Source organism: Flavobacterium sp. UW10123 (assembly GCF_040538975.1).
In the GTDB taxonomy this organism is placed as follows: Bacteria; Bacteroidota; Bacteroidia; order Flavobacteriales; family Flavobacteriaceae; genus Flavobacterium.
This window is the reverse complement of record NZ_JBEWQE010000010.1, coordinates 202,575-227,434: the sequence shown is the minus strand read 5'-3', so window position 1 is coordinate 227,434 and position 24,860 is coordinate 202,575. Positions and strand designations below refer to the sequence as shown.

General features: G+C 32.9%; 16 protein-coding genes. 14 read left to right on the top strand and 2 right to left on the bottom strand.

All coding sequences use genetic code 11. The annotated features are described in order from the left end of the window. Positions 1–141 precede the first annotated feature (141 nt). From ABXT06_RS13675 to ABXT06_RS13665, 3 genes are all read left to right on the top strand, one after another. The gene (locus ABXT06_RS13675; protein ID WP_111379936.1) at positions 142–1,149 is read left to right on the top strand and encodes a 3-oxoacyl-ACP synthase III family protein; all 1,008 of its coding nucleotides are present in this window, start codon (positions 142–144) and stop codon (positions 1,147–1,149) included. A 264-nt stretch (positions 1,150–1,413) separates the two neighbouring features. After that, a complete protein-coding gene (locus ABXT06_RS13670) occupies positions 1,414–1,737 on the top strand; it encodes a GIY-YIG nuclease family protein (protein ID WP_354591241.1) in 324 nt (107 codons plus the stop codon). 190 nt (positions 1,738–1,927) lie between these two features. After that, complete coding sequence (locus ABXT06_RS13665) at positions 1,928–2,599, top strand: copper homeostasis protein CutC (RefSeq protein ID WP_202005843.1); 672 nt, start codon at positions 1,928–1,930, stop codon at positions 2,597–2,599. Positions 2,600–2,697: 98 nt separating this feature from the next. On the opposite strand, the gene ABXT06_RS13660 is transcribed toward ABXT06_RS13665, so the two are convergent. Continuing rightward, positions 2,698–5,118 (bottom strand): TonB-dependent receptor, encoded by a 2,421-nt coding sequence (locus ABXT06_RS13660; protein WP_354591240.1) that lies wholly within the window; start codon positions 5,116–5,118, stop codon positions 2,698–2,700. A 332-nt stretch (positions 5,119–5,450) separates the two neighbouring features. Here ABXT06_RS13660 and argS point away from each other — a divergent pair, with 332 nt between their 5' ends. The 4 genes from argS (at position 5,451) to ABXT06_RS13640 (ending at position 13,348) form a co-directional block, all read left to right on the top strand. Beyond that, on the top strand, positions 5,451–7,229 hold the full coding sequence (gene argS, locus ABXT06_RS13655; RefSeq protein WP_354591239.1) for an arginine--tRNA ligase: 1,779 nt from the start codon (positions 5,451–5,453) through the stop codon (positions 7,227–7,229). Between the two features lie 437 nt (positions 7,230–7,666). Next, positions 7,667–10,840 carry a SusC/RagA family TonB-linked outer membrane protein gene (locus tag ABXT06_RS13650; RefSeq protein ID WP_354591238.1) on the top strand — a complete coding sequence of 1,058 codons (3,174 nt, stop codon included), beginning with the start codon at positions 7,667–7,669 and terminating at the stop codon, positions 10,838–10,840. A 4-nt stretch (positions 10,841–10,844) separates the two neighbouring features. Then, positions 10,845–12,317 carry a RagB/SusD family nutrient uptake outer membrane protein gene (locus ABXT06_RS13645; protein WP_354591237.1) on the top strand — a complete coding sequence of 491 codons (1,473 nt, stop codon included), beginning with the start codon at positions 10,845–10,847 and terminating at the stop codon, positions 12,315–12,317. Between the two features lie 323 nt (positions 12,318–12,640). Beyond that, the gene (locus ABXT06_RS13640; RefSeq protein WP_354591236.1) at positions 12,641–13,348 is read left to right on the top strand and encodes a hypothetical protein; all 708 of its coding nucleotides are present in this window, start codon (positions 12,641–12,643) and stop codon (positions 13,346–13,348) included. 71 nt (positions 13,349–13,419) lie between these two features. Here the strand turns inward: ABXT06_RS13640 and ABXT06_RS13635 are convergent, their stop codons facing one another. After that, a complete protein-coding gene (locus ABXT06_RS13635) occupies positions 13,420–14,322 on the bottom strand; it encodes a DUF6607 family protein (protein WP_354591235.1) in 903 nt (300 codons plus the stop codon). 105 nt (positions 14,323–14,427) lie between these two features. Here ABXT06_RS13635 and ABXT06_RS13630 point away from each other — a divergent pair, with 105 nt between their 5' ends. The 7 genes from ABXT06_RS13630 (at position 14,428) to ABXT06_RS13600 (ending at position 24,695) form a co-directional block, all read left to right on the top strand. After that, the gene (locus ABXT06_RS13630; RefSeq protein WP_354591234.1) at positions 14,428–16,494 is read left to right on the top strand and encodes a TonB-dependent receptor plug domain-containing protein; all 2,067 of its coding nucleotides are present in this window, start codon (positions 14,428–14,430) and stop codon (positions 16,492–16,494) included. A 27-nt stretch (positions 16,495–16,521) separates the two neighbouring features. Continuing rightward, positions 16,522–17,151 carry an HmuY family protein gene (locus tag ABXT06_RS13625; protein ID WP_354591233.1) on the top strand — a complete coding sequence of 210 codons (630 nt, stop codon included), beginning with the start codon at positions 16,522–16,524 and terminating at the stop codon, positions 17,149–17,151. 273 nt (positions 17,152–17,424) lie between these two features. After that, complete coding sequence (locus ABXT06_RS13620) at positions 17,425–18,903, top strand: SGNH/GDSL hydrolase family protein (protein WP_354591232.1); 1,479 nt, start codon at positions 17,425–17,427, stop codon at positions 18,901–18,903. After that, positions 18,900–20,321: a GDSL-type esterase/lipase family protein gene (locus ABXT06_RS13615; protein ID WP_354591231.1), complete on the top strand. Its 1,422-nt coding sequence runs from the start codon at positions 18,900–18,902 to the stop codon at positions 20,319–20,321. The genes ABXT06_RS13620 and ABXT06_RS13615 overlap by 4 nt, the downstream gene beginning before the upstream one ends. A 1-nt stretch (position 20,322) precedes the next feature. After that, entirely contained in the window at positions 20,323–22,005 is a 1,683-nt protein-coding gene (locus ABXT06_RS13610) for an MBOAT family O-acyltransferase (protein WP_354591230.1), read from the top strand. A 321-nt stretch (positions 22,006–22,326) separates the two neighbouring features. Next, positions 22,327–23,679 (top strand): signal recognition particle protein, encoded by a 1,353-nt coding sequence (gene ffh / locus ABXT06_RS13605; protein ID WP_026727748.1) that lies wholly within the window; start codon positions 22,327–22,329, stop codon positions 23,677–23,679. 128 nt (positions 23,680–23,807) lie between these two features. Then, positions 23,808–24,695: a bifunctional 5,10-methylenetetrahydrofolate dehydrogenase/5,10-methenyltetrahydrofolate cyclohydrolase gene (locus ABXT06_RS13600; protein WP_354591229.1), complete on the top strand. Its 888-nt coding sequence runs from the start codon at positions 23,808–23,810 to the stop codon at positions 24,693–24,695. Positions 24,696–24,860 lie beyond the last annotated feature (165 nt).

Here is a 24,860-nt window from a genome sequence, read left to right as displayed (position 1 = left end):
TCGAGAAGTAAAAGTTAATAAGTTGCTGTAGAATTAAACTATATTAAATTGCTAATAACGAAAAAAATAGTATTTTGTGTACGTATATTTTAAAGTATGCGTAAATTTGCAATCCAATTTTTTAATAAATAATAATAGATTATGTATCATTCAAAAATAGCTGGTTTAGGATATTATGTTCCTTCCAATGTCGTAACTAACGATGATTTGTCTAAGATAATGGATACCAATGATGAATGGATTCAGGAAAGAACTGGGATTCAGGAAAGAAGACACATTATTCGTGGAGAAGACACTACGACTTCAATGGGAGTAAAAGCAGCTAAAATTGCAATAGAGCGTTCTGGTGTTGCCAAAGAAGATATTGATTTTGTAGTTTTTGCTACATTAAGTCCAGATTATTATTTTCCAGGACCAGGTGTTTTGGTTCAAAGAGATTTAGGTTTAAGAACAGTTGGAGCATTAGATGTTAGAAACCAATGTTCTGGTTTTGTTTATGCAATTTCTGTTGCAGACCAATATATTAAAACCGGAATGTATAAAAATATTTTGGTAATTGGTTCTGAAGTTCACTCTACGGGATTAGACATGACAACTCGCGGACGCGGTGTTTCAGTAATCTTCGGAGATGGTGCAGGAGCGGCGGTTTTAAGTCGTGAAGAAGATTTGACAAAAGGAATTTTATCTACTCATTTGCATTCTGAAGGACAACACGCTGAAGAATTGGCATTGCAAGCACCTGGAATGGGAGCGCGTTGGGTAACAGATATTATTGCAGATAATGACCCGAATGACGAAAGCTACTATCCATATATGAATGGACAGTTTGTATTTAAGAATGCTGTCGTGCGTTTTGCAGAAGTAATCAATGAAGGTTTAGAAGCAAATGGTCTACAAGTTTCAGACATTGATATGCTGATTCCACATCAAGCAAATTTGAGAATTTCACAATTCATTCAAAACAAATTTAAATTGACAGACGATCAAGTTCATAATAATATTCAGAAATACGGAAATACAACGGCAGCATCTATTCCGATTGCTCTGACAGAAGCTTGGGAACAAGGAAAAATCAAATCTGGAGATACTGTAGTTTTAGCTGCCTTCGGTAGTGGATTTACTTGGGCTAGTGCTATTATTAAATGGTAAAATAATCATCTTACATTTATATTTTTTAAAACCTGCTTCTATATTTGGAGCAGGTTTTTTTATACAGATTTGTCAGGCTGAGCGGAGTCGAAACCCCGTTCCAATAGGAGCGCCCTTTGACTCCGCTCACGTAGACAAAGATTGAGGGTAGTTGTTTGCGATTTGTCAGGCTGAGCGAAGTCGAAGCCCTGTTCCAATTGGTAAACTCTTTAGTGCAATACTTTTGAATTAAATTTCTTACTTTTATTTTTAAAATAAAAAATTATGAAAAGATATTACGTCTACATATTGAAATGCTCTGATGGAAGTTATTACACAGGAATGACAAATGATATAAATAGAAGATTAAATGAGCATAATTACGGCTTAAACAAAGAAAGTTACACATTTGATAAAAGGCCTTTAGAGTTGATATTTTGTACAGAGTTCAATGATGTTGTTCAAGCAATCGCTTTTGAAAAACAAGTAAAAGGATGGAGAAGAAAAAAGAAAGAAGCTATAATAAAAGATAAATGGGAAGATTTGAAAAAACTTTCTGAATGTGTGAATAAAACAACTCATAAAAATTTTAATAAAAAGGATGTTTAGTAGTAAATTAGCTTTTGATTTTGCTTAGAGGGATATATGAATTATATGCGGTTTGTCAGGCTGAGCGAAGTCGAAGCCAACGTCCTAATAGGAGCGCCCTTCGACTTCGCTCAGGGTGACAAAAATTGAACATAATTGTTTTGTAGTTTAGTAACTCGAGTAAAGTCGAAGCCCTTTTAATAAAATACTAATGAAAAAAAATCAACTAGAAATAGCTTGCTTTAATTATGAATCTGCACTAATTGCTCAAGCAAACGGTGCGGACAGAATTGAGTTATGTGAAAACATGAAGTTAGGAGGAACTACTCCAAACTCTATATTGGTGGTAAAAGTCCGTGAAAGTTTGAATATAAAAATGCATGTCATTATAAGACCTCGAGGAGGTGATTTTGTTTATTCAGATGAAGAACTTACCGAAATGAAACAAGATATTAAACACTATAAGAAATTAGGTGTTGACGGTTTTGTTTTCGGAATCTTGAAGGAAAACGGAAAAGTAAATAAAAAGCAAAATAAAGAATTGGTACATCTAGCGCATCCGCTGTCGTGTACTTTCCACCGCGCTTTTGATGTGGTTAAAAATCCTGAAAAATCTCTCGAATCGGTAATTGATTGCGGTTTCAAAACAATTCTGACTTCTGGTCAGGGAGTAAATGTAGAAGAGGGAATTCTGGCCTTAGAAAGACTTCAAGAGCTGGCTGGCGACAGAATAGAAATTATGCCAGGTGGTGGTTTGCGATCTTCAAATATAAAATTACTTCAAGAAAAATTAGATCTCACTTTTTATCATTCTTCTGCAATTACAGATGGTTCTGAAATAGCAAATCCCGAAGAAATAAAAGAATTGCGTAATTTTTTATAGTTTTTCATAAAACAAAAAAAGTCTGGAGTTGGCAAGCTCCAGACTTTTTTTCTACAAGAAATATTCAAAAATTATTTAAAAAATCTTCCAAGGCAAAATTAGAACATTCCGCCCCCACCTTTGTTAGTATTGTCGTCTCTTTGTTTACGCTGTAAATTTTTGATTTTTCCGCCTCCAAAGTTGTAAGTCAAACCAAAATATACTGTTTGGCTTTCCCATGTAAATTGCCCCGCTTGAGGATAAGGATACATAGTGTCAAAAGCATATTTCATAGTGTTGAAAACGTCATTGAAACGAACACTTAAATTCATTTTGTTATCTAGCAATGTATATCGTGTACCAATATCCATTTTGTACATTTCGTGACTATTGTTTTGAAGTCCATCTGTCGCACCTCTATAGAATCCGAAAGCCAAGAAACTTAAACGTTTGTTTACTTTAAAATTAGAGTTCATACGTCCGTTGAAAGCCGCAACTGTAATTTTTCTATCAATTGGGTTACTTGTGTTAGTTGCTGGATCATATAAGAATACAATACCTTGTTGATTGATGCTTGAGAAATCAATAGATGGTTGGATATCCCACCATTTTGTAATTTTATAGTTGAACGAAAGCTCAAATCCGTAAGCTGTATTATGATCATAGTTGGTAAAACTCATGATTTGTTTTTCCATACTTGGATCTGCAGGATCTGGATATAAAATTCTACTAATTTGATCATTAATGCTTCTCACAAAAACACCCGCTGTAAAACTTCCTTTTTCAAGAGTCTTAGTGTAATTTACTTCAACAGAGTTTGTAAACTGAGGTCTTAATTCAGGATTTCCTAATGAAGTAACTAATGGCGTAGCAAATTCACGAATAGGTTTTGTCTGCTCTAAACTAGGGCGATCTACACGACGGCTATAGCTTAATTGTAAAGTATTTTTCTCATTCAAATTATAGGTCAAGTATGCTGATGGATATAGTGTAATATAATCATCATCAAATTTCTCTTTTCCATAATTTAAATTTGCCTGCACTTTATAGCTCTCAAAACGTGCACCTAATTGATAGCTGAACTTTTTGAATTTTTGTCCAAATGTTACATAAGCCGAATAAATATCTGTGTCATAAGTATAGTGAGATATTTGGTCTGCTACAGGCAAGAAAGGATTTCCAGTAATATAATCGTTTTCTGTTCTAGTAATTCTTGCTTCAGCACCAGCTTCTAGTGTTGTTTTTTCGTTTAACGGATTAACATAATCCACATTTACGGTGCTTAATTTTCTAGTTCCCTGCAGAAAATCATCATAAACAATACCTGAAGCAGTATTATCAATTTTTGTAGTTTTAGTGTCGAAAGAAGCATTTTGAGTTTCTTTATTATCACTATAATTTGCTTCAAAATCTAATGTATGACCTTCTTTTTTAAAGATGTGTTTGTATGCTAAATTGTAAGTTCCAACACGGTCAGGTCCCCAATATTTTGATTTTTGTAAAATATTTGAAATATCAGAGCCTGTTACGTCATTGTAATTAATATCAGTGTCTACATAGCCTTTTCCATCAGAATTGTTTTGGTTTGTATAGATAGATAAAGTATTGTGGTCATCGATTAAATAATCCATTCCGATTTTGTACAAGTATGAATCGTTGTCATTTAAAACATTAATTTTTTGAACGATATCTTCATCAAATCTTTGGATAAAACCTTTGTTGTGGTATGTTCCAAAGTTTTGCCCTACGTTTCCGAAGAAATTTACTTTTCCTGTTTTATAGTTCAAATCTAAAGACTGATTGTATTTTGCAGTTTCACCAAAAGTAATACCACCGCTGTAAGTTCCATTAAATCCAGTATTAGCATTTTTATGCAAGACAATATTGATAATTCCAGACATTCCTTCTGGATTATATTTTGCACTTGGATTAGTAATTAGTTCAATTTTTTTAATAGAAGTTGACGGAATTTGTTTCAATAACTGAGCAGGATCAATGTTTGTAGGACGTCCATCAATTAATACACGAACATTATCATTTCCGCGAAGCGAAAGTTTTCCATCTTGATCCACATTCACAGAAGGAATATTATTCATAATATCTGATGCCGAAGCGCCTGCAGTTGTCAAGTCTTTACCAACATTAACTACTTTTCTGTCAATTTTTTGTTCGATTGTAGAACGTTCTGCGACAATGTTAACACCTTTTAATTGCGTTGCCTCTTCTTCAAGAGCTACATTTACAGTTGCAGTTTTTTTGTTTTCACTCAAAAGGACAGATCCAATATATTTTCTAAACCCGATATATTGAATTTCGATCGTGTAACTTTTTAAGGCAATATTTTTAAAAGAAAAGTCTCCGTTATCGTCTGTGTTTACACCAGAAACTACTTTTCCATTTTCTTTAAGCGAAACAGTGGCATAAGAAATAGGCGCATTGTTTGACTTTTCTGTGATTTTTCCGGAAATACTTCCAGTACTCTGGGCATGTGCAGTTGCAATTATTCCAAATAATGCAAACAGAAAGAATTTTAATTTCATGATTTTTTTACTGATTATTTTTTGATTTGATTGATGATGATGTCGTTTTGTTAGTTTTTTCTTTTTTTGTTTTTTCCTGACCTCAAAAAAATTAAAGTCTCTATTAAGACTCTTTTACAGTCGATATGTTACAAGAAATTTCATGAAAAAGCATATTTTTTTTCTCAAACGCTGTTTTGTAATAGATTAGCCTTTTGGTTTTTTGATAATTTTAACAATTAATATTTGTGCTTTTTTGTCAAATTGAAACTCTTTTCTTGAATTTAATATGTTTTTGATTTTCTGTAATTGATGAATAAGCAGTATCTTTGCTCACTTTAAAATAAGTTTACATGTCATTATCACAAATTCTTACACCTTCTATACAAAAAGCAATACAAGCACTATTTGATGTTACTGTTGATAAAATCGAGTTTCAAACTACTAGAAAAGAGTTTGAAGGAGATATTACGATGGTAATTTTCCCTTTGCTAAAAGTGATTAAAAGTAATCCTGCTGAATTGGGAAATAAAATTGGAAATTATCTAGTTGAGAATGTTTCTGAAGTTGCTCGCTTTAATGTAGTTTCTGGTTTCTTGAATATTGTAATTTCAGATACATATTATGTGAATTTCTTTAATGAAATAAAAGAGCAAAAACAATTTGGTTTTGTGGCTCCAAATCCTACTGAAAAGGCGATTATGGTAGAATATTCTTCTCCAAATACAAATAAACCTTTGCACTTAGGACACGTTCGTAACAATTTGTTAGGATATTCTGTTGCAGAGATTTTAAAAGCTTCTGGTAAAAAAGTATATAAAACGCAAATTATCAACGATAGAGGAATTCATATCTGTAAATCGATGTTGGCTTGGAAGAAATTTGGAAACGGAGAAACGCCTGAAACTTCTGGTTTAAAAGGAGACAAATTAGTTGGTAAATACTATGTAGAGTTTGACAAAGCTTACAAAAATGAAATAAACGGTTTAATAGAAACTGGCAAAACAGAAGAAGAAGCCAAAAAACAGGCACCAATCATTATTGAAGCACAAGATATGCTTAAGAAATGGGAAGCGGGTGATGAGAAAGTAATTGAGCTTTGGAAAAAAATGAACGAATGGGTTTATGAAGGTTTTGCTACAACTTACGCCAATCTTGGAGTTAATTTTGATAAATATTACTACGAAAGCAACACTTATCTTTTAGGAAAAGATGTTGTACAAGTAGGTTTAGATAAAGGTGTTTTTGAAAAAGATCCAGACGGTTCTGTGTGGATTGATTTGACCGATGAAGGTTTAGACCGTAAAATTGTTTTACGTTCTGATGGAACAGCGGTTTATATGACGCAAGATATCGGAACAGCAATTCAGCGTGTAAAAGATATGCCAGATGTTGGCGGAATGGTTTACACTGTTGGAAATGAGCAAGATTATCACTTTAAAGTATTATTCTTAATCTTACAGAAATTAGGTTTTGACTGGGCTTCAAGTCTATATCATTTATCATACGGAATGGTTGATTTGCCTTCTGGAAAAATGAAAAGCCGTGAAGGAACTGTTGTAGATGCTGATGATTTGATGCAGGATATGACGGACACAGCAAAACAAATTTCAGAAGATTTAGGAAAACTAGATAGTTATTCTGCAGAAGAAAAAGCAAAACTGTACAAAACAATTGGTTTAGGAGCTTTGAAATATTACATTTTAAAAGTAGATCCTAAAAAACGAATTTTATTCAATCCAGAAGAGTCTGTTGATTTTGCTGGAAATACAGGTCCGTTTATTCAATATACATACGCAAGAATCCAATCGATAATTCGTAAAGCTGATTTTGATTTTTCTAACAAAATTGAAATTGAAGAATTGCATGAAAAAGAGAAAGAATTGGTAAAACAAATCGAACTTTTCCCGGAAGTAATTCAGAACGCTGCTCAAAATCATTCTCCAGCATTAATAGCCAATTATACTTACGATTTAGTAAAAGAGTATAACTCTTTTTACCAATCCGTCCATATTTTAGGTGAAGTAGATTTGACTAAAAAAATATTCAGAGTACAGCTTTCTCAAAAAGTTGCCGAAGTAATTAAATCTGCATTTCAATTATTAGGAATTGAAGTTCCAGAGAGAATGTAATTTTTAGATAATAAAACAAAAAGAGCCGATAGTTATTGTAACTATCGGCTCTTATTATTTTTGGAATATTTCTCTTTAGAATATTATATTTTACAAATATTAGACTCCTCATAATTATTGCCTTTATTTATTGTTTTTTTGGCTTCTAATGGTTTTTTGTAGTATTATGCTTTAATATTTTTGTATCAGTTAAAACAGTTCAATGTTGAAAACTTAATTTTTATATACAATATCTCCTAATATTCATTTTTATCTATTTTGAATTAGTAAACTTTTAGTTAATATGATAAAGGATAATAAAACCCGTTCTATTTTGAATGGGTTTTGTTTTTTTTGTAAGAATATATTTTATATTTTGTGTGTTAAAAGAAAATAAATTCTTGTTAAAATTATTTTAATTTTTTAAGTTCGCCCTCTCTAATTAAAAAAACAAAATAATGAAACAAAAATTAAAAGGATTGACAGTTCTTGTGTTTCTTCTTTTTGTGCAAGTGTTTTTTGCGCAAGAGAAAACAATATCGGGAATTGTATTAGATGGAAGTGGGCCTATTCCAGGTGTGAATGTTGTGGTAAAAGGAACCAGTAATGGCGTTCAAACCGATTTTGATGGAAAGTATAAGATACAGGCAAAGACGGGTGATGTTTTGGTTTTTTCTTACATGGGAATGAAAGATGTCAGTTTAACTGTTGGATCTAGTTCTGTTCTAAATGTTAAAATGCAAGAGGACGGAAAGGAATTAGATGAAGTTGTGGTTGTGGCATATGGTACAGCAAAAAAGACTTCTTATGTTGGATCGGCTAATCAAATAAAATCAGAACAACTTGAAAACAGACCTTTAACAAATGCATTATCCGTCTTAGAAGGTTCAACATCAGGAGTTCAAGTTCAAAGTTCTGCTGGACAGCCTGGTGCAGCTCCAGAAATTAGAATCCGAGGATTTAGTTCAATTAATGGATCAAATACACCTTTGTATATTGTAGATGGCGTTCCTTACGCTGGAGATATTAGCAATTTAAATTCAAGTGATATTGAAAGTTTAAGTGTTTTAAAAGACGCTTCTTCTACATCTTTATATGGCTCAAAAGCGGCAAACGGTGTAATTATTATCACTACAAAATCGGGAAAGTTACAAAAGGATAAATTTTCGCTTAATTTAAGTACGGGAATGACTTCTCGATCTATTAAAGATTATGAAAGAGTAAATGCTTTTGATTATTATCCTTTAGAATGGGAAGCGATTAGAAATAGTCGTCCAATGGGCAATCAAGCAGAAATAGATGGAGCAAATATTTATGCATCTGCTAGAGTTCCTGTAGTATTGGTTACAAATCCATTTAATGTTTCAAATGGAAGTATTGTTGGAACTGATGGAAAATTGAATCCAAATGCAAAATTACTATATCCGCAAGATCTTGATTGGGCTAAACAATTAGAAAGAGCCGGAGTTAGAAAAAATGTTGATTTTTCGTATCAAGGGAAATCTGAAAAATCTAATTATTTTGCTTCTTTAGGGTATTTAGATGAAGAAGGTTATATTCAAAAGTCTGGTTTTCAAAGAACAACAGGAAGGTTAAATTTAAATACTAGCTTGAAAGAGTGGTTTAAAACTGGTGCGAATATATCTGGAACTTTAACGAATTCAAAATTAGGCACTGATGGAGTAGAAAATACGAGTTCTTTTAAAAATCCGTTCAGAACTATTAGAACAATGGGGCCAATTTATCCTGTTTTCGATCATACAGCAAATGGAGATTACGTTCTTGATGCAAATGGTGATCGCATTTATTCGACTGTTCGTGGATCAGGAGCTTCTAATGGACGTAACGTTGTTTATGAAACTTTAAATGATACTGATGTAGTAAAAGGATTAGCCCTTTCAGCGCGAACTTTTTTTGAAATTTCATTCACTAAGGATTTAAAATTTACAACAAATGCTTCTATTGACAAAACATATAGAAATAGAACCTATTCCTATAATGCTGAAATTGGAGATGGGGCGCCAACTGGATTGATGGCAAAAGAAAATAAAATCCTAACTGGAATTACATACAATCAGTTGTTGAATTACTCAAAGAAAATTGGCGAGCATTCATTCAATGTATTATTAGGGCATGAAAGTTTTGATTATGAAACGAATTGGACAAGCAGTAGTAAAACAGGTCAAGTAGCTCCAGATATCTTTGAATTTGTTAATTATGCTACAACTACAGGTTTGACTTCTTTTACAAGAAATTATGCGACTGAGTCATACTTTTCAAGAGCTGGCTATGATTATATGAGTAAATATATTTTTTCAGCATCATTAAGAAGAGATGGATCCTCAAAATTTGCTGAGAATAATCGTTGGGGTAACTTCTGGTCTTTAGGAGGAGCGTGGGTGATTTCTAAAGAAGATTTCTTAAAGAATACTACTTGGATTGATGACTTAAAATTTAGGGCTTCAATTGGACAAGTTGGAAATGATTCTCATATAATTGGAGATACTAATGATGCGGGATCAAAAATCGGTGGTTTAAATTATTATGTTAGCCAGCCTACTTATAGTTTAGGTTATGATAATGGAAGTGAAGGAGGTATTGTAACTTATGCTGCGGCTGCACCCAATTTAAAATGGGAAGTTAATACTCAAAAAGACATTGCGGTGGAGTTTGGTTTATTTAAAAACAGACTAAAGGGAAGTGTAGAGTATTATAATAGAAATACTGACGGACTTATCTTTTCGGTTCCAAACCCATTATCTTCTGGGTTAGATTATAGAGTTGAAAATATTGGTTCTATGGTTAATAAAGGATTTGAAATCGCTTTGGACGGTGTAATTCTTAAAACTAAAGACTTTTCTTGGAACGTAAATGTAAACGCATCAACGATCAATAATAAAATAACTAAACTTCCTCAAGGAGAAATTATTACTGATACTGGAAATAAAAAACTTTCAGTAGGACATTCGATTTATGATTATTGGTTGAGAGACTGGTACGGGGTAGATCCTTCAGACGGATATGCTTTATATGTAGCAGATCCAAAATTTGTAAATACTACAGACAGCACAATTAGGGTTGTAAATGGTGTTACTGTAACAACAGATCAAAATAAAGCGCTATATCATTATGCTGGTTCAGCAATTCCAGATTTGTTTGGAAGTTTTGGCAGTACGTTTAAATATAAAGGACTTCAATTAAATGTGGTATGTTCATACCAAATTGGCGGTCAAATGTATGATACCAACTATGCAGTTTTGATGCATACAGGTAATAATTATGGATCGGCTTGGAGTACAGATATTTTGAAAAGATGGCAAAAACCTGGAGACATTACAGATGTTCCAAGATTAGACATTAATAGAAATACACCATCGTCCGCCGCTTCTGACAGATGGTTAATAGGGTCTGATTATTTATCATTGAGACAGATTAATTTATCTTACAAAGTGCCTTCTGAATTTATTTCAAAATTCGAAATTGACAATGCTTCAGTATATGTGAATGGTGAAAATCTAATGCTTTTTACAAAACGTCAAGGAATGGATCCTACTCAAACTTTTGATGGAACAACTCAAAATAGATATATACCATCTCGAGTAATATCATTAGGACTGAATTTAAATTTTTAATATTATGAAATCAAATTATATAAAAATATTATTCTTATTTATAGCGCTAATTTTTTTAGGTTCTTGTTCTGACGATTTTTTAGATAAAAAGCCAACTGAATTTGTTGATTACGAAGGAGCAACAAAAACTACAGAAAATTTAATGACGCTTTTGAATGGTATTCATAGATCATTGTATTATGGTTATGAAGACCAGAGTCAGGCAGGATTAGGAGGTTTAATGGAGCAAACAGATATCGCAGGTGACGATTTGGTTTTTCCAATTACCAATGGATGGTTTTTGACAGTGTATAACTGGAGTGCAATGAATAATGAAAATTCTACAGAACTTCGTTTTGCTTACAGAACTTATTATAGAATCATTAGAAATGCCAACACAATAATAAATGCAACTGATAGCGCAATTGGCTCTGATACTGATAAGAAAATTGTAAAAGGACAAGCTTTGCTATACCGAGCATTTTGCCACTATCAATTAGTACAGTTATTTGGTAAAAGGTATGTGAATGGTGAAACAAATTCTCAGCTTGGGGTACCTATTATAGTGAGTGTAGGAAATGACAAATTTCCTCGTTCAACGGTTGAAGAAGTGTATACGCAAATTAATAAAGATTTAGATGAAGCTAATGTTTTATTACTTGGCTATACAAAACCAAACAATTCACATTTAGATTTGAAGGTTGCACAAGGTTTAAAAGCAAGAGTAGCTTTAACTCAAGGAAATTGGTCGCTTGCGGCTGAATATGCAAATAAGGCTAGAACCGGGAAGACTTTAATGCCAATTTCTGAATATGCTTTAGGTTTTAATGATTTCAATAATAAAGAATGGATGTGGGGAAGCCATATCAATGAAGTTCAAACCCAATATTTTGGAAATTTTGGGGCTTACATGTCTAGAAACTTTAGTTCAACGGTTATTCGTTCTTGTCCGAAGGCAATTAATAGTAAGCTATACGATATGATTCCTTCTACAGATGTTCGTTCTACCATATTTGATAAAACTGGAAAACATACCACATTAGGACTTCCTTCAAATTTTGCAAAATTTCCTTATACCAGTCAGAAATTTTTAGCGGTAAGTACAGGAGATAGTAGATGCGATGTTCCATATATGCGTGTTGCAGAAATGTATTTAATAGAAGCAGAAGCAAAAGCGAGAATGGGAAATGCGGATGCAGCTAACATACTTTTTGAATTCGAAAAGGCAAGAAATCCTTCATATACATTATCAACAAATTCTGGACAAGCACTAGTTGATGAAATTTTACTTCAAAGAAGAATTGAACTGTGGGGTGAAGGGTTTAGATTTTATGATTTAAAACGAACTAATTCGCCACTTGATAGAACTGGAGCAAATCATGATTTTGGGATTGTAAATGGAGTTATGCAAGTAGCACCATCGGATAAGAGATGGCAATGGCTGATTCCTAGGGCTGAGATAAACGCAAACCCTTTGATTATACAAAATGAATTGTAAATTTTTATAATTATAATAAAGATTAAAAAAGCGAGCTCAAAAAGAGCTCGCTTTTTTTAATGTATTTAACAGAATGTTTCTTAATCGTTAAGTTTAATTCATTAAAAATTTTAAAAATCTACAGATGAATTTTCATATAAAAAAGTATTAACAAGATTTGTAAGTGTAAATTTTATAAGTATGTTTACGGTAAGAAATACTTGGTTATTTTTTAGCTGAAAACACCAATAAAATCAGGGAAAACCAATTGATATTAGCGTGAAAAATAAATACGAGGAAGCCGAAAATCGTGAGAGTAGGCAAAATTTTAAACCCAAAAACCAATGATTAAAAAAACTTTACTTTTAATGGTGCTTTTTGTAGCATGTACAGCAGCAAAAGCTCAAGATTTAATTAACCCATCTTACGGGTTTTCACACAGTAAAACAGCTTACATTACACTAGCAGACGGAACAGAACTTAGCGGAACTATTCGCGATATTGACAGAGAAAAAGGACTAATTGAATTTATTAAGTTACAAGACGCAGCTGGAAAAAAGCACAAACTAAAACCAGAGGATATTAAGTATATGTATTTACCACCTAGTGGACTTGATAATTTGACTAAAAAAATTGATTTTGGTACGGATTTTCAAAAATGGAACGATGATAAACTTAACCAAGAGTACTTAAAGGAAGGTTACGCATACTTTGAAACTGCTGATGTGCAAGTTAAAAAGAAAAAATCAAAATTATTAATGCAACTTTTAAACCCTGCATTCAGTAAAGAGTTTAAAATATATTGTGATCCACATGCAAAAGAAACTACATCTTTAGGAGTTGGAGGTGTTAAATTTATAGGTGGAGATGCTAAATCTTACTATGTTGCTAAAAAAGATGCACCTGCATTTTTATTAAAGAAAAAAGAATACAAAAAAGAGTTTGCAACATTGTGGAGCGGATGTGACAAATTAATCACTGCATCTTCAGCAGATCCAAAATGGACAGACTTATCAAAACACGCTGTTACCTATTCAGAGTGCGCTCAGTAATTATATAAAACAAACAAAAAAACCGGAAGTTTTTAAACTTCCGGTTTTTTTGTTTTAACAACTAATTCTAATTACTTAACAAATTTGTCAATGATTTTATCTGTTTCTGCTTTTGAAGCATCTGGTTTCAAATCAAATAGAAGAGAGTAAAGAGCTTTTCTATCTACTTTAGCCTCTAGGTTTAAGTCTTGGTGTCTGTCAAAAAGAGTTTGCCATTTGTCGCGAACGTTTTTCCAAAGTGCGTTATTTTCTTTCCACCATTTTTGTCCCGCAATACATTTTGAATCAGGAACTTTAGTGTAAACATCAAATCCTTTTTCTTGCGCTAATAACACATCTTTTCCAGCATCATCACGAACTAATTTGTCATTGTCTTGCTCATGATTCCATCCTGTAGAAGTAATTTCGTGAATGTTTCTTCTTTTTAAAACATTATAATCGTTACGTTTTGTCTGTTCTCTTCTAGGAAGCGGTGCATCGGCAACGTTTGCCCAATAATCTTGTCCATCAACATGTACCCAAGTTGAAGATCCTTCATATCTTGGACTATCATCTACTTGATATACTTTTTGAGTCCACTGGCCTTTAACAGCTTTTTTATCTAATTTCTTGTATTTCCAAGAATTTCCTTTATCAAAAGTATATAAGTCTGTGTTTTCATAAAGCCAATCTTGTCTCCAGTGTTTGATAATCATATCAGGACTTACAATAAGTAAATGCTGCATTACAATTTTGTTTGGAGTATCTTCTAATAACTCAACCCATTCTAAAGCAGATTCGTGTTTAGTCTCAGAAGGTTTATAAGTAAGAGAATCTTTTGGGTAAGAGAAAGTTTCTGTGAAATTGAACTTTACCTCATAACAACCACACATCGATTTAATAGATTTTATGTCTTGTTGTTTCTTGTCCTGACTAAATCCAAGACCACATGTTAAAGCCATAACGGCTGACAAAAAAAGGCTTTTTGAAATCATAACTTATTGTTTTGTTTTTAAAATTTTCGCAAATATATAAATTTAATTTAGAACAATTAAAAATAGTTATATATTTGCATCGATTATTAAGACTGAATAAAAATAATGAACTTTAAAATTACTCTTTTTGCTGTTGTGCTTTTTTGTCAAATTTCTGTTTCTCAGAATGTTAAAAAAGATAGTGTGGAAACAAATGAATTATCGGAAGTTAAAGTTACTACTGCAACTAGAACAGAAAGAGTGCTTTCATCTTTGCCTTTGCCAATGACAATTATTACATCTGAAGCAATTATGAAGTCTGGTGTTACAAGATTAAATGAAATTTTAAGTGAACAAACCGGTATTATTTTAATTCCTGACGAAAGCGGTTTTGAAGGAATTCAAATGCAGGGATTGGATGCGGCTTACACCATGATTTTAATTGATGGAGTGCCATTGGTAGGTAGAAGTGCTGGTGTTTTGGACTTATCAAGGGTTTCTGTGGGAAATATAAAGAGAATTGAAATTGTTAAAGGAGCTTCTTCTGCATTGTATGGTTCTGAAGCAATGGGAGGGGTAATAAATGTAATTACAAAAAGACCAAAGAAAGATACGTTTACGGGAAGTCTTTCTTATAGATACGCGACTTTTAACACCAATGATGCTAACACGAATTTGTTGTGGAAGAAGAAGAAGTTCTCAGCCAATCTTTTTGCTAATTTTTATTCTACAGACGGTTATGATTTGGATAAAAGTACGCCTCTAAAAAATGTGGAGCCATTTTATAATTTTACAATCCAGCCCAAGATCTATTATGATTTTTCAGAGAATCTAAAGTTAATTGTAAATAACCGTTTTTATGATATGAAAATGGATAATGTGGCAATTATCGATTCTGAAAACTACAAAGGTGATGCAAAAGAAAAAGAATGGAATTCGCAAATTAAATTTGAGCATAAATGGAGTTCGAAAGTGTATTCTGAATATGAGTTTTACACCACAAATTACAAAAACGATTCCTTTTTAAATGATCAGAATAATGTTCCTTATGAAAGTGCTTATTACAATCAATGGCTAATCCGTCCAGAAATTCGAACAACACTTTCGTTAAAAAATGATAAACTAACAGGTGGATTTGGAGTCAATTATGAGACTTTAGACAGAACTTATTTTGAAAAGCAAGTAAATTTTAATTCGCAATATGTTTACCTGCAATACGATTACAATCCAACTGAGAAATGGAATGTTCTTGCTGGATTTAGATATGATAATCACAGTGAATATGCTTCACAGTTTAGCCCAAAGTTAGCGGTCAACTATAAGGTTAATGAGAATTTTTCTTTAAAATCTTCTGTAGGATATGGATACAAGGCTCCAGATTTTCGTCAATTGTATTTTGACTTTACAAATCCATCGGTTGGATATACAGTTTTGGGATATAATGTTGCAGAAGACCGCTTAAATCAATTGGACGAACAAGGGCAGCTTTTGTCTAGAGTAGATGGAGTAAATTTTGGTGAACCGTTGAAGCCAGAAAGTTCAATAAATGTCAATTTTGGAACTTTTTATAAAAAAAACAAATTAAGACTAGACGTGAATGCGTTCTATAATTCAATAGAGAATTTAATTGATACTCGAGTTGTTGCCCAAAAAACGAATGGACAGAATGTCTTCAGTTATTTTAACATTAGCAAAATCTTTACCTATGGTCTAGAGTTTAATTCAACTTACGATTTTACAAAAGAATTATCGGTATCATTTGGATATCAGTTTTTAACAGCAAAAGACAAATCAGTTCTAGATGATTTCGAAAATTATCAATACGTACGTAACTCAGATTTGCAAACCATTCAAATTAAAAAATCTGATTATTTTGGATTATACAACAGATCTAAACATACGGCCAATGTTAAGTTTGCCTACAATATACCTAAAATAAAAACCGACATCAACTTACGTGTTTTTTACAGAAGTAAATACGGAATGTTTGATACAAACGGGAATCAGATACTTGACAAATATGACACATTTGTCGATGGCTACTTCTTAACAAACCTATCAATTTCAAAATATATCGGAGATAAATTCATGCTTCAAGCAGGAGCCAATAATTTATTTGATTTTACAGATCCTAGCCAAATTAGCAATTTGGCAGGCAGACAGTTTTTTGCGCGAATTCAATATAATTTTTAATCAATATTTATTTAAACCTTTTACAAAATGAAAACAAAATTCTTAAAACTTTCGCTTTTAGCATTATTTATTTTTACAGCATCTTGCAGCAGCGATGATGATAAAAATACAGTAGCACCAGTAGTAACGACAAAAGTTTCTAATGTTTATGCTCCGCAAACAGGAGGACAAGGACAGCCAGTTGGAGGTGAATTTACAAAATTTAGTTTTTCCCAAAATAAAATTGTAAGTGACGATAGTTGGGATATCGCTTTCCGTGGTACATCAGTTATTGTTAATGGAGGAGCAAAAATTAGTGCTACTGATACAGGAGAACCAGAAAGAAAAGGACAAGGTGCAGTAAGTGTTGTTTCAGGTATTTTTGCAAACGTAACAGCTTTTCCAGCATCATCGACTTTTGCTCAGGATGCTAGTGGTGCTTCTGCATTCCCTTCTTCAGGAGATAATGCTTGGTACGATTATAACGGAGCAACTCATGTTATTTCTGCAAAAGCAGGAAGAGTATTTGTTATCAAAACTCATGACGGAAAATATGCAAAAGTAGAATTTTTAAGCTATTACAAAGATGCACCTGCAACACCAGACCCAAATACTGCTGTAGCAAGATATTATACTTTTAATTTTGCTTACCAAGCAAACAGCACTACTACATTCTAATAAGAGTAATAATCTGAATAGTTATTTTTTACAAGGCACTTTTAAATAAAAAACATCAAAAATCTAGTTAATCATTAGCTTTGTTTTTTTTATTTTTTTTTTGATAAGGAGGTTAGAATTTTTCTAACCTCTTTTTTTTGTTCTACTTTCTTGTTAAAATCAAATAGAAACAAAATGTTATTCTATCTTTGCACAAATTTTTTCTGAAGTAAGTTAACCATTATTTAATTGGTTTAATTTTTGAATGCAGTTCTTCATATTTATAATTATTAGGTGAATACAAAATCTTATTTTTTTCAGTCTTTTGCGATCGTTGCGTTAGCGCTGGTTGCTTTTATTGGTTTTAAACAAATCCTTCCAGATAAAATATTTTCTGAGACTAAGTTAGATTCTAAAAATATATTGATAGATAGTATGCTTTTAGAGTCTGTTGCCGACGATTCATTATCGTTAGACAAAGACAGTATTGCAAAAAGTGAACAAGCATTAAATGGGCAGAAAATTGTTTTTGATGAAACAGAAGGAATTGAATTTCCTGCTGAAACATTCGAAAACTATAAAGGATATCAATATCTGATTTCTTTCTATGAGAAATTGTATCAGTTAGAAAAGAATCCACAGAACAAAGTAAGAATCGCTTATTACGGAGATTCTATGACCGATGGAGATTTAATCGTGCAAGACGTTCGTGCCAATTATCAGGAACGTTTTGGAGGAAACGGTGTTGGTTTTGTTCCTATTACTTCAGAATCTGCCGCATCAAGAGGTTCTGTAAAATCAACTTATTCTAAAAACTGGAAAACGCAATCTTACTTAAACGTAAAAAGACCAACGAGCCCTTTTGGAGTTAACGGACATGTGTTTTTTGCCAATGATAGATCCAATTCAACGTGGGTTCAGTACGAAGCTGGGCTTAACAAATTTTCTACTTCTTTAGATAACGCAACATTATTTTATGGACGTTCATCTAAAATGGGGAAAGTGAATTTCATTATAGGAAAAGATACACTTAAGAAAAGTCTTTCTCCAAATAGTTTAGTTAACACGCTAAAAGTTTCATCAGGAAGTTTAAAAGCTTTTAAAGCAAATTTTGTACAGGCAGATTCTATTCCGATTTACGGATTTAATTTTGATAATGGAAGCGGAGTTCATGTTGATAATTTTTCTCAGCGAGGAAATTCAGGACTTCCAATTTCGATGTTTAATGCCGATGTAATGAGAGCTTTTAATAATAGCTTAAGATACGATTTGATCATTCTGCACTACGGAACCAATGTTTTAAATTACGGGACAAAAAATTATTCTTGGTATGAAAAAGGAATGACGAAAACTGTTAATAAAATAAAAGAATCATTTCCAGGTGTTTCTATCTTAATTGTTTCAACAGCTGATAAATCAACAAAATATGAGTTGGAAATGAAAACCGATTCGGCAGTAGTTCCTTTGATGAAAGCACAAAAACATTATGCATTGGAAACACAAGCAGGTTTTGTAAACCTATATACTTTGATGGGAGGAGATGGTTCTATGATAAAATGGGTTGATGAAACTCCAGCTAAAGCCAATAAAGATTATACGCATTTTAACCAACGTGGCGCAAAAGCAATTGGTAATTTGCTGTATGGACAATTAAATAAAGGATACGAAGAATATAAGGAACTCAGACAAAAAAGAGATGCTGAAGGGACTAAGCCAAAACCAGTAAAAAGAGCCAAACCCGATTCCGTTTCAGTAACAAAAGACAGTGTATGATAAATAAATTAATGGTTTTCTTTTGTTGTCTTTTTTTTACAACAAATGAAAAAACTCCAAAAACAGACGTACAGCCAATACCAAAAAACATGATTCAAAAAGTGGATACCGCAGCAATTGATGCGCCTTCTGATGGTAAGATTTATAACGCAAAAGCGATAAGCAATTTTTTTCAGAAACTAGAAAAAAATGAAGGTGAGAAAAACCAAAAAATCAATATTGTACATATTGGAGATTCGCATATTCAAAGTGATTTGATGACAAATGAAGTCAGAAAAAAACTGCAGCAGCAATTTGGCAATGCAGGACGCGGTTTGGTTTTTCCGTATCAATTAGCTAGAACAAACGGATCTTATAACGAACGTTTCAAATCGAACAGAACTTGGGAAAGCTATAGAAATATTTACCCAGTAAAGCAATGCCCGATTGGATTAAGCGGTATTGGACTTTGGAGAGATTCAGGCGGATTTGTAATGGAGATGAACATAAAAGATCCAGCGTACAAATTCAATACAATAAAAATTATTACGCCTCAGAATCAGAATATGTTCGATTTGGCTACTTCTTCTAAAATCAATTCTATTCAGACAACAGAACGAAGAGTCATTACGCATAAAATTAAAAAAGGTGAAGTTCTTGGAAGCATTGCAGATAAATATAATGTTTCTGTTGCCGAAATTAAAAGAGATAATCGTTTAAAGTCGAATAATATCCGAGCAGGACGAACTCTGAAAATTTCTACTAACGAAACAAGGGCAAAGACCATTTCAATGTCTGAATTTGTTCCGTTGGCAATAGAGTCAGATTCTTTCTCACATTATTATAATTCTGAAAATGCGTTAAGCCGAATTTTCCTGATTCCAAATAAGGAGGCAAAAGATTACGAGTTAAACGGAATTGTTTTAGAAAAAGATGCTCCAGGAGTTATTTATAGCAGTATTGGAGTAAATGGAGCTAAATATTCAGATTACAATAAATATCCGTTGTTTTTTGAACAATTGAAAGCATTGCACCCAGATCTGCTTGTTTTCTCACTAGGAACAAATGAAAGCTATGACCATTTGGATTCTGATAATTATATTAAAGAATTAAGAGAGTTTATAAGTAATATAAGAGCACAAAAGATAGACGCTCCTATAATTGTAATGACACCTCCGCCATCATTGCTGAGAAGAAAACCAAATACTTACATTGATCATTATGCGAGACAAATTATTGATATTGCACAAAAAGAAGGTTTTGCAGTTTGGGATTTGTACGACGAGTTTGGTGGCATGAGTGGAATCAGACAATTAAAAGTACAAGGATTAATTGGGCCAGATTGGGTTCATTATTCAAAAAAAGGATACGAGAAACAAGGAAACCTGTTTGCTCAAGCGTTTTTAAGATCATACGATAATTTTAAATTAAAGAAGTAAGTTGACAACAATAGATAGCATTAATAATTGGTTTATTCAAAACTTTGGTGCAATTACAATAGAACAAGTTAAAAGTTGGTTTGTTTACAATGAAGACGAAAAACTTTTATTCAATACCGGTTTATTCTTAGGTTTATTTCTGGTTTTCTATTTTGTGTATGGTTTTTTACGCAAAACATTTTATTTGAGATTAACGTATGTTATTCTCTTCTCATTATTCTTTTATTATAAATCAAGCGGAATTTACTTCTTGCTTTTGTTGCTTTCATCGGTTGTAGATTATGGTTTGAGCCAGATTATTTATAGAGAAAGCAGAGACAGCGTTAAGAAATTTTACTTGGTGATAAGTGTCATTTTGAATTTGGCACTTTTGGGCTATTTCAAATACATGAACTTTTTGATTGTAACCTACAACGATATGTTTCATGGCAACTTTGCGCTTCATAATGTTTTCCTTCCTGTTGGAATTTCGTTTTACACGTTCCAATCGATGAGTTATATTATTGAGATTTATAGAGAAGAAATTAAACCGACAAAAAATTACATCGAATATTTATTCTTCGTATCATTCTTCCCTCAATTAGTTGCGGGGCCAATTGTACGCGCAAAAGATTTCTTGCCTCAGATTTACCAAAAATTAAATTTGACAAAACAAGATGTAAACAATGCTTTGTTTTTGATTATTGGAGGTTTAATCAAGAAAACCGTAATCTCAAATTATATCTCAGTAAACTTTGTCGATCGTGTTTTTGATACGCCAATGAGTTATACTTCGTTTGAAAACTTAATGGCTTCGTACGGATATGCAATTCAGATTTATTGTGATTTCTCAGGATATTCAGATATGGCAATTGGTATTGCATTATTGCTTGGATTTAAACTACCGGTCAACTTTAGAACACCATATAAATCAACTTCGATTACCGATTTCTGGAGAAGATGGCATATTTCGCTTTCGACTTGGTTAAAAGACTTTTTATACATTTCGATTGGAGGAAATAGAGAAGGCTCTTTCGCAGGATATTTATTCCCAAGTTTATTTTTCTTCGGATTATTGCTTTGGGGAATGTCTTGTTATAATGAAAGTATAATTCCGCTTGTTATTGCAGGAGTAAGTATTTTAATTTTCGCTTTGTCATTTTTACTTTCAAGCAAAATAAAACAAACTTTAGTAACCAATTTTAACTTGTTTACCACAATGCTTTTAGGAGGTTTGTGGCATGGAGCAGGAGCGCAATTTATTGTTTGGGGAGCACTTCACGGATTAGCATTAGCAGTTCATAAAATATTCATGGAATTTTTTCCTTCGAAGAAAGATAAAACCCCGAATTTCTTATGGAGATTTTTCTCAATCGTAATCACATTCCATTTTGTGGTTTTTTGTTGGATTTTCTTCCGCGCAAGAGATTTTGAAACAGCATTACAAGTAATTAATAATATCGGACAATTAACATTCGAACCAGAACTTTGGAAAACAATTGTTCTTGGATATAAAAATGTATTCGGATTAATGCTGTTCGGTTACGTTTGGCATTTCTTGCCAGAATCGTTCACAAACGGAATGAAATCTATTTTTGATAAAACACCGTTATTAATAAAAGCGATAATTTTAGGATTCGTATATTGGATAGTTTATGCAACAGCGGTTGCTGGTTCGCAACCTTTCATATATTTCCAATTCTAAAATAAAGGTTCAAAGGAACAAAGTTACAAAGGCGCAGAGGTTTTTCTTCTTGCGCCTTTTTCTTTTGCCACAAAAACACTAAGACGCAAAAAAAAATCTCTCGCAGATTTAGCTGATTTTGCAGATTATTTTTATTTTAAGAATAGAGAATCTGTTTTGATCTGCTAAATCTGCGAGAGAAAAATAACTCGAGAAATTAGTGTAATTCGTGGCAAAGAAAAAACTTTGAGACTTTGTTACTTTGCAACTTTGAACCTTAAAAAATAAATTGCCTGAAATATCTAATTAGATTATCTTTGCACTTCAAATAAACAAAAAGATATGTTTGATAATTTAAGTGATAAGTTAGATAAAGCGTTCCATATATTAAAAGGACACGGTAAAATTACAGAAGTAAACGTTGCCGATACCTTAAAAGAAGTTCGTCGTGCCTTACTTGATGCCGACGTTAACTTTAAAATTGCTAAAGATTTTACGGCAAGAGTAAAAGACAAAGCAATTGGACAGGACGTATTGACAACCTTACAGCCAGGACAATTATTAGTAAAACTGGTAAAAGATGAGTTGACAGAATTAATGGGTGGAGATGTTGCTGGTGTAAACTTATCAGGAAATCCAACTGTAATTTTGATGTCAGGACTTCAAGGTTCTGGTAAAACTACTTTCTCAGGAAAATTAGCTAACTTCTTAAAAACAAAGAAAAACAAGAAACCACTTCTTGTAGCGTGTGATATCTATCGTCCAGCGGCGATCAATCAGTTGCATGTTGTTGGAGACCAAATAGGTGTTGAGGTTTACTCAGAACCAGAGAATAAAAATCCTGTAGAAATTGCTCAAAATGCAATTAAACATGCTAAAGCAAACGGATTCAATGTTGTTATCGTCGATACAGCTGGACGTTTAGCAGTAGATCAGGAAATGATGGACGAAATTGCACGTGTACACAAAGCAATTCAGCCACAAGAAACATTGTTCGTTGTAGATTCTATGACAGGACAAGATGCTGTAAATACAGCAAAAGCTTTCAACGATATCTTAAATTTTGATGGAGTTATTTTAACGAAATTAGATGGTGATACTCGTGGTGGAGCTGCACTTTCAATCAAATCGATTGTAAACAAACCAATTAAATTTGTTGGTACTGGAGAGAAAATGGAAGCAATTGATGTTTTCTATCCAGAACGTATGGCTGAGCGTATCTTAGGAATGGGAGACGTTGTGTCTCTTGTTGAAAGAGCTCAAGAACAATTTGACGAAGAAGAAGCAAGAAAACTTCAAAAGAAAATCGCTAAAAACGAATTCGGTTTTGACGATTTCTTAACGCAGATTCAGCAAGTAAAGAAAATGGGTAATATGAAAGACTTGGTTGGAATGATACCAGGAGCTTCAAAAGCCATGAAAGATGTAGAAATCGAAGACGATGCCTTCAAACATATCGAAGCAATCATTTATTCGATGACACCTGGAGAAAGAAGCAAACCAGCGATTATCGACGTAAAAAGAAAAGCCAGAATCGCAAAAGGTTCGGGAACTAAAGTCGAGCAGGTAAATCAGCTGATGAAACAGTTTGACCAAATGAGCAAGATGATGAAGATGATGCAAGGTCCAGGCGGAAAAAATCTGATGAAAATGATGGGAGGTATGAAAGGGATGCCGGGAGGAATGCCGAGATAATAAAATTTAAAGTTTCAAGTTTCAGGTTTCAAGTTATGAGACTGAAATTTGAAACTTTTTTAATTACATAAAAAATGAAGTTTCGTAACTTGAAACTTTAAACCTGAAACAAAAATAAACAACACACAATGCAGCTACTAGACGGTAAAAAAACATCTAACGACATTAAAAACGAAATTGCAGCCGAAGTTCAATCTATAAAAGCAGCTGGAGGAAAAGTGCCTCATTTAGCAGCAGTTTTAGTGGGTAACAACGGAGCAAGTTTAACTTACGTGGGAAGTAAAGTGAAATCATGCCAAGAAATTGGTTTCGATTCAACTTTAGTTGCTTTGCCAGAAACGATTACCGAAGATGAATTATTGGCTAAAATTAAAGAATTGAACGAAGATGATAATCTAGACGGATACATCGTTCAACTGCCGTTGCCAAAACATATCGATGAGCAAAAAATTCTATTAGCAATCGATCCAGATAAAGATGTTGACGGATTTCACCCAACGAACTTTGGTAGAATGGCTTTGGAAATGGAAAGCTTTATCCCAGCAACACCATTCGGAATTATGGAACTGTTAGAGCGTTATAAAGTTGAAACTTCAGGAAAACATACCGTTGTAATTGGTAGAAGCCACATCGTAGGACGTCCGATGAGTATCTTAATGAGCCGTAAAGGAAATCCTGGAGATTCAACAGTTACATTAACGCACAGCCGTACTAAAGACTTAGCAGAATTCACTAAAAATGCAGATATCATTATCACAGCTTTAGGAGTTCCAGAATTCTTAAAAGCAGATATGGTAAAAGAAGGAGTAACAGTTATCGACGTTGGAATTACACGCGTAGATGACGCTTCAAATCCAAAAGGATATGTTATCAAAGGTGACGTTGATTTTGACGAAGTAAGCAAAAAAGCATCGTTCATTACGCCAGTTCCAGGTGGAGTAGGACCAATGACAATTGCAATGTTACTTAAAAACACACTTTTAGCTAGAAAAATGAGAAGCGCAAGAAATCAATAATTTCTTTCTGAATAATATTCAAAACCCGTTCAAACGAACGGGTTTTGTTGTTTTTAATATATAATTAATAATTTAAAGTTTTGGTTCTTAAAAATAAAGGATACTTTTGCAGCACTTAAAAAAAATAACACTTCTCCAAATGGACGATTATTATTATTCGTTAGT